Raw genomic sequence first — 7,841 nt, forward strand, 5'->3', positions numbered from 1 at the left:
GGCCGCGGCCGACACGCCGGGCGGGAGCATTCCGGGAACCCCGGCGGGGACCACGACACCGTGGAGGAACAGGTCGGCCACGACCCTGCGCACGGGGTCCGCCAGTGTCGCCGGGTCCTCGCCCGCCCCGGCGGCGGCCAGGACCACCAGATCCTCGAGGGGCAGCGCGCCCATCCGTGCACCCCGGAGGACGGTGGCGGTCAGGGGATCGATCTCGTGGCGCCAGCGCGCGCCGGTGACGCGTTCGACGATCACCGATCCGGTCCGCGCCTCGGAATCGGGATCCTCTTCTCCCGGGGGATCGGGGTCCGGCGCCAGGCTCTCCGAGGAGTGGAGATGCACGTCGGGGGAGACCGTGAACACGGTCGTGTCCAGAGCCCGCGCCTGCCCGCCCTGCTGGTTCGTGGCCGACCGCAGCCACGCCGACCGCGCGAAGTAGGCCTCGGCCTCGTCGCCGAGCCCCTCGTCGAAGGGGTGGGTCAGGTCCTCGCAGAGCACGGACGAGGCGCCGTCGATCCGCCGTAGGTAGACGTACCCGAACCCGACCCCGTCGACCTCGTGGTCGCCGAGATGGTCGAGCCAGGTCTCCGCGGCGAGGGCGGTGGACTCGTCCCGCGGATCCATGCCCTCGTCGGTGAGCCATGTCCACACGTAGAGCTCGGGGTCCGAGCGGTCGCGACGCAGCACCCAGGCCTCCACGCCCTCCGAGGGGATCCACGACGCCACGTGGGTCCTCCAGTCGGTGTGCCGACGCTCCACCCACGAGGCGAGGATGACCGCGGTGCCGTTCTCGGTCAGGTGGCCGTCGACCCCGGAGACGACCGTCTGACTCGCACCGTCGAGGGCGAGGCCGGATTCCCGGTACGAGTGCCCGGGATCCGCGGGGCCCACCACGAACGGCGGGTTGGCGACGACGCGGTCGAATCGGCGGTCGGCCACGGGCTCGAACCAGGGGCCGGACAGCAGTTCCCCGTCCAGCCCGTTGATCGCGAGCGTGGCGGCGGCCAACGCCAGGCACCGCGGGGTGATGTCGGTTCCCGTCGCCGTGGCCGCGGTCTCGAGGGCGTGCACCATCTGGATGCCGCAACCGGTGCCCAGATCGAGAACCGAATCCACCCGCGAGGTGGGGGTGATCTTCAGGAGGGACAGCGTGGCCTGCCCCACTCCGAGAACGTGATCGGACCTCGTCGAGGAGTGCACCATCGACCCGTCTATGTCGGCGAACACCCATCGAGTGCCGTGGCCCGTGTCCACCGGGCGGAGGTCGAGGAGTGCACGAAGGCTTCCTCCGGGCGCGGACGGGCGCGTCCACAACCCGGCGTCGATCCCGTCCTCGATGTCCACCCCGGGCAGGACCCGGACGATCTCGCTCTCGGGGACCGCGTCGTTCAGGACGAACAACCGGACCAGCGTCCCGGTCGGCCCGGCTGAGCGGGCGTGTCTCCGGACGGATGCCGAATCGGAGCGCGCGAGGGCTGCGATCGCCGCCGGCCCCAGGGCATCCTCCAACCCGGGAACCGTGAAGCGGTGGCGGCGGAAGGCCTCCGCCAGAAGCGGTGCGAGCCGGGTCAGCGTGGGGACTGCAGGGGTCACCGCGCGTCGTCGCTCTCGCCGGGGCCGTCGGCACGGCCGGGGGAGCCGGGGCCGTCCGGGGTCCCGTTGCCGGGACCGTGCCCGTGTTCTGAACATTCGGGTCCCGGGTCCTCGCCCACCGGGCCCTGCAGGGAGAGAGTGGGACGCGAGGAGATGCCCGAGAGCCCCGGCGGCACGACGGACGGTGTGTTCGCGGACAGTGCGCCTGCGGTGTAGAGACGTGCCTGCCCCTTGGGAAGCGGCGGCCTGTCATTGGCGCTGAGCACGGCGATCCACGGGATCGGGATGGACCCCGCGACGATGGCCAGTGCGATCCACGGGTTGTTCCACAGAGCCAGAGAACCCGCGGCCAGGAGCAACGCCGGGATCCGGACGGACATCAGGAGGAAATACCGTTTCTTCCGCGCCGCGAGCTCGTCCCGGTAGGACTCACGCGCGGCGGTGATCAGAACGGGCCTCGCGGAACCGTCCCGATCCTCGGACCGCGTGCGACGGGAGTCGGGTGCCATGGCCCCAAGGTACTCCGGCGTTGGCGCCGCGGCCGTGGCGTGCGGCATCATGAGGGGGTGAGCACCACCCGGACCAAGACACTCGAGCGTCCCGAGGTCACCACGACCGAGGAGACGCAGGACGACGCGCCCAAGTTCTTCCACTACGTGGACAAGAGCAAGATCGCCGAGAGCGCGGTCATGGGCTCCTACGTGATCGCCCTGTGTGGCGAGGTGTTCCCGGTCACCCGGTCCGCCAAGCCGGGTTCTCCGGTCTGCCCCGAGTGCAAGCGCGTCTACGAGACCCTGAAGCCTGGTGAGTGATCCCGGCGCGGTCCCGGGCACCGAGGAGCAGACCGCAGATCCCGCCACCGCGACGGCCACCGGCGCACCACTGCGCGCATGGCAGCGGACCGCCCTTCGCAAGTACCTCATGGCACGGCCGAAGGACTTCCTCGCCGTGGCCACCCCCGGCGCCGGTAAGACGACGTTCGGTCTGCGCGTGGCCACCGAGCTCCTGGCCGACCGGACGGTCGACGCGATCACGGTCGTCGCCCCCACCGAGCACCTCAAATTCCAGTGGGCCGAGGCCGCCGCGAGGGCGGGGATCGCGCTCGATCCCGAGTACTCCAATTCCTCGGGGGCACTGGCGCCGGAATTCCACGGCGTGGTGGTCACCTACGCCCAGGTGGCCTCGCACCCCTTCAAACACCGCGAACGGACCGCATCCCGCCGAACACTGGTGATCCTCGACGAGATCCACCACGGCGGGGACGCCAAGAGCTGGGGCGACGGCATCCGTGAGGCGTTCGACGACGCCGAGCGTCGGCTCTCGCTGACCGGCACCCCCTTCCGCTCGGACGACAGTCCCATCCCGTTCGTCACCTACGAGCCCGATGGCCAGGGCCATCAGCGGTCGAGGGCGGACCACTCCTACGGCTACGCTGACGCCCTGGCCGACGGCGTCGTGCGGCCCGTCGTCTTCCTGGCCTACTCCGGCGAGGCCCGCTGGCGCACGAACGCCGGCGAGGAGTTCTCCGCCCGGCTCGGCGAACCGCTCAGCGCGGACCAGAACTCCCGCGCCTGGCGGGTCGCCCTGGACCCCCATGGCGACTGGATGCCGGCGGTGCTCCAGGCCGCGCACACCCGACTCCGGCAGATCCGGGCCGGCGGCGTCCCCGACGCCGGCGGGCTGGTGATCGCCACCGACCAGGAACGCGCTCGCGAGTACGCGGCGCTGCTGACGGAGATCACGGGGCGTGCCCCCGTCGTCGTCCTGTCCGACGATCCCACTGCCTCGAGCCGGATCGGCGCGTTCTCCGCTTCGACGGACGAGTGGATGGTCGCCGTCCGCATGGTGTCGGAGGGGGTGGACGTGCCGCGGTTGTGTGTGGGCGTGTACGCCACCAGCGCGTCGACCCCCCTGTACTTCGCCCAGGCCATCGGGCGGTTCGTCCGGTCGCGGAGGCCCGGGGAGACCGCGTCGGTGTTTCTGCCGTCGGTCCCGGTCCTGTTGCAGCTCGCGTCGCAGATGGAGGCCCAGAGGGATCACGTCCTGGGCAAACCCCACCGCGAGGAGGGGCTCGAGGACGAACTCTTGGCCCAGGCCAACCAGCAGCAGGACGAACCCGACACCGCCGACGAGGAGGACAGGGGATACATATCCCTCGGAGCGGACGCGGAGCTCGATCAGATCGTCTACGAAGGGTCCTCCTACGGCACCGCCACCTTCGCCGGGAGCGAGGAGGAGGCCGACTACATCGGGCTGCCGGGTCTGCTGGGTGCCGATGACGTCAAGGCGCTCCTGCGCCAGCGGGAGAAGGAGCAGATCCGGCGGACCTCCGGCGAGGTCACCGCATCCGGGCCCGTCGCCGTGGTGGGCGTGGGAACGGATCCGGCCATCTCCGGCACCACCTTGCCGGGAAACGCCGGCGGCCCGGGCGCGCACGCGGGCGCGGCGGCCGCCCGGGTGGCCTCCGCGGCGGAGCTGAAGGACCTCCGGCGGCAGCTCAACACGCTGGTCTCGGTGTACTCCGGCCGTCTGGGCAGGTCCCACGGCGCGATCCACACGCAGCTGCGCAACGCCTGCGGGGGTCCACCGGTGCCGATGGCCTCGGCCGATCAGATCCGGGAGCGAATCTCCTTGCTGCGGAGCTGGTGACCGGCGGGAGTCCCGCGACCCCACCTCCGATACCGGAAGAAGGGCCCCGCCGCCGGCGGGGCCCTCTTTCGCTATCCGGGGTCAGTCCAGGTAGTCGCGCAGGACCTGGGATCGCGAGGGGTGACGCAGTTTCGACATGGTCTTGGACTCGATCTGGCGGATCCGCTCGCGCGTGACGCCGTAGACCTGCCCGATCTCGTCGAGCGTGCGGGGCAGCCCGTCGGTGAGGCCGAAGCGCAAGCGCACAACGCCCGCCTCGCGCTCGGAGAGGGTGTCGAGAACGGAGCGGAGCTGGTCCTGCAGGAGGGTGAAGCTCACGGCGTCCACGGCCACCACGGCCTCGGAGTCCTCGATGAAGTCGCCGAGCTGCGAGTCGCCCTCGTCACCGATGGTCTGGTCGAGCGAGATGGGCTCTCGCGCGTACTGCTGGATCTCCAGCACCTTCTCGGGGGTGATGTCCATCTCCTTGGCGAGCTCCTCCGGGGTGGGCTCGCGGCCCAGGTCCTGGAGGAGCTCCCGCTGGATGCGGCCGAGTTTGTTGATGACCTCCACCATGTGGACCGGGATCCGGATGGTGCGGGCCTGGTCGGCCATGGCGCGTGTGATGGCCTGGCGGATCCACCACGTCGCGTAGGTCGAGAACTTGTACCCCTTGGTGTAGTCGAACTTCTCCACAGCGCGGATCAGGCCGAGGTTGCCCTCCTGGATGAGGTCCAGGAACGCCATTCCGCGACCGGTGTACCGCTTGGCAAGGGACACGACGAGGCGGAGGTTGGCCTCGAGCAGATGGTTCTTGGCGCGGACCCCGTCCCGCTCGATCCACTTGTAGTCCCGTCGCTGGGCGGTGGTGAGCTTCTCACCGCGCTCCGCGACCTGCGCCATGAACCAGGTGGCGTAGAGGCCGGCCTCGATCCGCTTGGCCAGCTCGACCTCCTCCTCGGCGTTGAGCAGGGCGACCTTGCCGATCTGCTTGAGGTAGGCGCGGACGGAGTCGGCGGACGCGGTGAGCTCGGCGTCCTTGCGGGCCTGGCGGAGGGCCTCGGACTCGTCCTCGTCCCAGACGAAGTCTCCCGACGCCTTGTCCTTGGCGGTGGGGCCGTCCTTGGTCTCCTCGTCGGCCTCCGCGTCCTCGACGTCGACGACGTCGACCTCGACGTCCTCGAGTTCGGCGGTGTCCGGTTCGACCTCGAGGGCCTCGACGGGTGCGTCATCGATCGGCGCGGCGTCCGCGGGCTCGCCCGCACCCGCCGTCTTCTTGGCCGCTGTCTTCTTCGCGGCGGTCTTCTTGGCTGCCGTCTTCTTGGCGGGAGCGGTCTTCTTGGCCGCGGTCTTCTTGGCGGCAGCGGTCTTCTTCCCGGGTGTCCTGCTCGCCGAGGTCTTCTTGGCGGGGGCCTCGCCCGTGACCTCTGTGTCCGACGGATCGCCGCTCATCGCGGAATCCGAACTGGTGGTCTTCGTGGCTGCCACAAACGCCCCTTCACAACCGGTGATTCGATGGGAAACGGGGATCGACGCCGCACAGTGTGCCGACTCGCGAGCCGTCCGCCTTGCGGTACCGGTCCCGTCCCCGGCCGGTAGGTGATACCGGCCTGCGCCATTGTAACGAGGATCCGGTCCGGAGGTCGCATCAGGCGCTGTCGCCGAGGGATCAGTGGTCGGACGGGGACACCGTCGCGTCCAGGTCCAGCAGTCCGGTGCTCGCCGCCGCGTACAGGGCGGCCCCGATGATCCCGGCGTCGCCACGTCGGACCGCCACGCGAACCGGGGTACGGTTCTCCAGCAGCGGGAACCACTCCTCGGCGGCCTCGCTGATCGCGCCCCCGATGACGAAGGCGCGCGGCCAGAGCAGGTCCTCGAGGGACCGCAGGACGTTGGACACGTGCGGTGCCCACTGCTCGTAGGTCAGCCCGTCACGATGCCGCACCGCCGCGGAGGCGAGGTGTTCGGCCTCGTCGACCCCCCGACCGTCGATGTCGTGGACCAGAAGGTGCCCGAACTCCGTGTTGGGGATCAGATGACCGTTCAGCAGCAGCGCCGACCCGATGCCCGTGCCGAAGGTCAGGAGGATCACCAGGCCGTCCACACCCTCGCCGGCGCCGTAGTGCACCTCCGTGATCCCCGCGGCGTCGGCGTCGTTGAGCATCACCACCGGGCGCCCCGGGAGGTGTTCGGCGAACAGTGCGACGACGTCGCAGCCCACCCAGGAGCCGTCGATGTTGTGGGCGATCCGCGCGATCCCGTCGTGGATGACGCTGGGTAGCGCCACGCCCACCGGTCCGTCCCACCCGAGCTCCTCGACCATCGAGCGGATGACCCCGGCGACGGCGTCCGGTGTCGCCGGCTGCGGGGTGGGGCGTGTCAGCCGGTCGCCGACGAGCTCGCCGGTGCCCAGATCGACCCGGCCGACCTTGATCCCGGTGCCACCGACGTCCACCCCCACGCCGGTGGGGGTGTCCGATTCCTGGGTGCGCTCGGAGGGGCTGGTGGTCGGCATCTCTGGCTCCCGTGGGACGGGCCGCGGGGTCACGGCCGAGGGTTGGAGACCACCGGGCCGGCGGGGCACGATGGGGGCGGGCGAGCACCCGTTCGTCAGAGTATCCGTCCGGTGCGCCGGGGGGCCGGGCCATTCGGAGACGACGAGGGGAGAGGAAGTGTCGGAGCAGACGGTGGAGGGCCTCGCCGGACGAGACCACCCGGTGGATGTCGACGAGTTGAGGGTGTTCGCGGAGCGGCTCGCGGTCTCGGGCGGGGGCGTCGCCCGGCGGATGCTGGAGCGGTTCGACTCCTCGGGGCTCGATCCACGCGCCAAGAGTTCGGCGACCGACCCGGTCACCGTCATCGATACCACCGTCGAGCGGCACCTGCGCGAGCTGGTGAGCACCGAGCGGCCGGGCGACCGGGTCCTGGGTGAGGAGGGCGGCGAGGAGGTCAGCGAGGAGCCCGCGGCCACGGGACGGGGTGTGGTCAGGTGGGTGGTGGATCCGGTCGACGGCACCGTGAACCTCCTCTACGGGATCCCCTTCACGGCCGTCTCCGTGGCCGCCGAGGTCGACGGGGTGGTGGTCGCGGGGGCGGTGCACAACATCGTCACCGGTGAGACCTGGACCGCAGCGGTCGGCCGCGGATCCAGCCTCCGATCCGCCGCGGGAACGGTCACCGAACTCGCCGCGTCATCGTGTGACGATCTGTCGATGGCGCTCGTCGGCACCGGGTTCTCCTACGATGCGGAGATCCGTGCGGAGCAGGGGCGGACGGTCGCGGCCCTTCTCCCGACCATCCGTGACATCAGGCGGTGTGGCTCCGCGGCGTTGGACCTGTGCATGGTCGCCACCGGCCGCGTCGACGCCTACTTCGAGCGCTGCCTCAAGCCGTGGGACCACGCGGCCGGGGCGCTGATCGCGGCCGAGGCCGGCGCGATGGTGAGGGTCGCCGCCGACGACGAGGTCCCCACCGTCGCCGCCGCGCCCGGTGTGGCGGAGGAACTCCTGGCCGCGCTCGAGGCCCTCGGGGACCCCGTCAGCAGTTGACCGAGCGCGCCGCGTCCAGCTCGGCGGAGATCGGTTGACGCCCCAGCTTCAGCTCGTCGAGGGCCCCGACGA

7 protein-coding genes are annotated in these 7,841 nt (G+C 71.0%); 3 read left to right on the forward strand and 4 right to left on the reverse strand.

The annotated features are described in order from the left end of the window. Positions 1-1,593: methyltransferase (locus G6026_RS12525; RefSeq protein WP_182613369.1), on the reverse strand; the 1,593-nt coding region annotated here is incomplete at its 3' end. Further along, a complete protein-coding gene (locus G6026_RS12530; protein ID WP_182613370.1) occupies positions 1,590-2,102 on the reverse strand; it encodes a DUF3099 domain-containing protein in 513 nt (170 codons plus the stop codon). The genes G6026_RS12530 and G6026_RS12525, both read right to left, overlap by 4 nt. Before the next feature lie 57 nt (positions 2,103-2,159). On the opposite strand from G6026_RS12530, the gene G6026_RS12535 reads away from it, so the two are divergent. After that, positions 2,160-2,405, forward strand: coding sequence for a DUF3039 domain-containing protein (locus G6026_RS12535; protein ID WP_017837712.1), 246 nt, complete (start codon positions 2,160-2,162; stop codon positions 2,403-2,405). After that, positions 2,398-4,242 carry a DEAD/DEAH box helicase gene (locus tag G6026_RS12540; protein ID WP_182613371.1) on the forward strand — a complete coding sequence of 615 codons (1,845 nt, stop codon included), beginning with the start codon at positions 2,398-2,400 and terminating at the stop codon, positions 4,240-4,242. The genes G6026_RS12535 and G6026_RS12540 overlap by 8 nt, the downstream gene beginning before the upstream one ends. A gap of 81 nt (positions 4,243-4,323) precedes the next feature. Here the strand turns inward: G6026_RS12540 and G6026_RS12545 are convergent, their stop codons facing one another. After that, positions 4,324-5,709 carry an RNA polymerase sigma factor gene (locus tag G6026_RS12545; protein WP_107756395.1) on the reverse strand — a complete coding sequence of 462 codons (1,386 nt, stop codon included), beginning with the start codon at positions 5,707-5,709 and terminating at the stop codon, positions 4,324-4,326. A 181-nt stretch (positions 5,710-5,890) separates the two neighbouring features. Continuing rightward, complete coding sequence (gene ppgK, locus G6026_RS12550; protein ID WP_107756396.1) at positions 5,891-6,736, reverse strand: polyphosphate--glucose phosphotransferase; 846 nt, start codon at positions 6,734-6,736, stop codon at positions 5,891-5,893. 157 nt (positions 6,737-6,893) lie between these two features. Between ppgK and G6026_RS12555 the strand changes: the two genes are divergently transcribed. Next, positions 6,894-7,769, forward strand: coding sequence for an inositol monophosphatase family protein (locus G6026_RS12555; RefSeq protein ID WP_107756397.1), 876 nt, complete (start codon positions 6,894-6,896; stop codon positions 7,767-7,769). Positions 7,770-7,841: the final 72 nt, after the last annotated feature.

Source organism: Dietzia sp. DQ11-38-2 (assembly GCF_014145055.1).
Taxonomy (GTDB): Bacteria; Actinomycetota; Actinomycetes; order Mycobacteriales; family Mycobacteriaceae; genus Dietzia.

What these genes read in the sequence shown, in the direction of transcription:
- G6026_RS12530 (WP_182613370.1), bottom strand. Translation starts at nt 2,102, where the DNA reads ATGGCACCCGACTCCCGTCGCACGCGGTCCGAGGATCGGGACGGTTCC.
- ppgK (WP_107756396.1), bottom strand. Translation starts at nt 6,736, where the DNA reads ATGCCGACCACCAGCCCCTCCGAGCGCACCCAGGAATCGGACACCCCC.